General features: G+C 56.5%; 3 protein-coding genes. All 3 read right to left on the minus strand.

Translation table 11 applies throughout. The annotated features are described in order from the left end of the window. Positions 1–623: MlaD family protein (locus WC600_19275; protein MFA4904869.1), on the minus strand; the 623-nt coding region annotated here is incomplete at its 3' end. Positions 624–641: 18 nt separating this feature from the next. Further along, the gene (locus WC600_19280; GenBank protein MFA4904870.1) at positions 642–1400 is read right to left on the minus strand and encodes an ATP-binding cassette domain-containing protein; all 759 of its coding nucleotides are present in this window, start codon (positions 1398–1400) and stop codon (positions 642–644) included. Positions 1401–1434: 34 nt separating this feature from the next. After that, positions 1435–2565: ABC transporter permease (locus WC600_19285; GenBank protein ID MFA4904871.1), on the minus strand; the 1131-nt coding region annotated here is incomplete at its 5' end.

Consider the following 2565-nt stretch of genomic DNA (forward strand, 5'->3'; position numbering starts at 1 on the left):
TTCAGGGCCCGGATGCTGACGGCCAAGTCCGGGTTGTTGACGAGCCGGTCAACCCCGGCCATGGTTGATTCCAACTTCTTTCTCAGCCCCTCGAGATCCAGCTTATCAAAGGCGCTGGACAGCCGTTCGCTGGTGGACGCACAGGTTGGAATCACGATATGATCTTTATAGTCTTTGTCGATTTTTGCTGGAGCATAGCAGACGGCTGACTTGGGATAAAAATCAAGCTCGATCATTAACTGACCGGTAATAAAACTCTGCATAATCAGCTGACCCCGAAGGCCCATTTCGATGAGCTTCCCCGCAGTTTTCTGGTAATCTCTTTCTCCGGCGCGCACCTGCCATCGGTTCGGATCGATGTCGATGATAACGGGGATTTGTGTCTTCATCTTAACAAGGTCGGCTTGGAGAGTAATGCCTGTCACAGACCCCACCGGGACGCCCTGGAACAGCACCGGTGCGCCCACACTCAACCCCTTGACGGATTCATTGAAGTACAAAACGTATTTGTTGGTTTTCTGGAAGAATTTGCCCGAACCGAATACGACCAGGCTGGCGGCCATGAGGACCACTGCGAGGACCACGAAACCGCCGATCATCATTCTGTTTGCTTGCTTAGCCATCTGTGTTCGTCCTCTAGGTTAAGATTTCTCGCCACGGGTTAAAAACATGCGCAAATTGGGATCCTGGGTTTCGGCCAAAAGCTGGTTGGGGTTGCCCGTGGCCGTCATGGTTCTTTTGGATACATCCAGAAATACGGAATTGCTGCCAATGGCAAATATGCTGGCCAACTCATGGGTTACCACCACCATGGTGGTGCCCAGGCTCTCACGCAGTTCCAGGATCAGGTCATCCAGGCGGTGCGCGCTCACCGGGTCCAACCCGGCGGAAGGCTCATCGAAAAACAGGATTTCCGGATCGAGGGCCATGGCCCGGGCTATACCGGCCCGTTTCTGCATCCCGCCGCTGATCTCAGAGGGATAAAACTCTTCGAATCCAGCCATCCCCACCAGCGCCAGTTTCAGTTTGACAACCTCACGAATCTGGCCCGGGCTTAAATCCGTATAGGTCTCCAGGGGCAGGGCGATATTTTCGGCCAGGGTCATGGAGCTCCAGAGCGCCCCGCTCTGGTACATCACCCCGGCACGGCGAATGATCCGGTCGCGGGTCTGTTGATCGGCTCCCCAGAAATCGACCTCTCCATAAAAGATCTTACCCTTGGCCGGGGCCTTCAAGCCGATTAAAATGGTCATCATGGTGCTCTTACCGCACCCGCTGCCCCCCATGATGATGAAGATGTCCCCCCGGTTGATGGTAAAGGTCAGATCCTTCATGAGGACAAAATCACCATAAGCCATGGTGAGATCGCGCACAGTTATGTGGGCTTCTTTTTCAGTCATTTTTATTTTATCCTGAGGCTCTATTGGCATTCCCTCATATCCCCAGCATGTTGCACAGAATGGTGATCACCGCGGTGGAGAGGATGATCCCGACAATGGCGGTGACCACTGCGGACGTGGCCGCGTCACCCACCGCCGAAGCGCTGCGGCCGCACTGCATGCCCCGCATGCAGCCGGCCAGAGCCACAATCACGCCGAAGACGCAGCCGGAAAAAAGGCCGATGCCCAGATTCCAGAGATTAACCGCCTTCGCCGTCTCGTTATAATATTGTATAAAGCCGATATCGAGCATCCCCACCCCCACCACCATACCCCCCAGTATGCCCATGACATTGGCATAAAGACACAGCAGGGGCATCATCAGCGCCAGGGCCAGCATGCGCGGCAGCACCAGAAACTCCATGGGTGAAATGCCCAGGGTTTTCAGGGCATCGATCTCCTGGTTTACCTGCATGGTCCCCAGCTGAGCGGCAAAGGCCCCTCCCGTGCGGCCGGCCATGACGATGCCGGTCATAATCGCCGCCATCAGGCGCACCATGGCAATGCCCACCAAATCGGCCACATAAATTTGGGCCCCGAACAGCTGCAACTGGATGGCGCCGATAAATGCCAGAATCAACCCCACCAAAAAACAGATGAGGGAGACGATGGGCAACGCCTGGGCGCTACAGGCCTGCATGATCAAGCCCAGATCGGCGCGGCGGTACTGGGCCTTGCCGCGCAGCAGCCTCTGAATGGCAATGACCGTATCGCCGAGGAATTCCAGCATTTCACCTGCAGATCGGAACAGATCGACGGTTTCGTTGCCCAAATAGGAGAGAAACGACACCCGCGCCTCCGCCTGGCGGGCATCTTTCTTTTCCGGCACCGCCGAGGCCAATTCCAACAGCCTCTTCGCTCCTGGGGGCAGTCCGTCGCTGTCCAGGCGAATTTTTTCCCGGGAGCAGAGAGTGCCCAAGTTTATCAGGAAGGTCAACAGCCCGCTGTCCCAATGGGCCAGCTCCCGGGTGTCGAAGACCAGGTTACGAACCCCCGGCCTGCCTTCGAGCGTTTGCTGAACCTTATCGGCCCCGGGCAGTTCACCGCCCAGCTTCCAGTGCCCGGAAAGAATCACCTTTAGCGTGTCTGCTGATGGTTGCTCCATGACCATTTCACCGCGGGCCGT

The sequence above is a fragment of the Desulfobaccales bacterium genome, from assembly GCA_041648175.1.
Taxonomy (GTDB): Bacteria; Desulfobacterota; Desulfobaccia; order Desulfobaccales; family 0-14-0-80-60-11; genus 0-14-0-80-60-11.

Coding starts and splice junctions, on each gene's coding strand:
- WC600_19280 (MFA4904870.1), bottom strand. CDS start 1,400: ATGACTGAAAAAGAAGCCCACATAACTGTGCGCGATCTCACCATGGCT.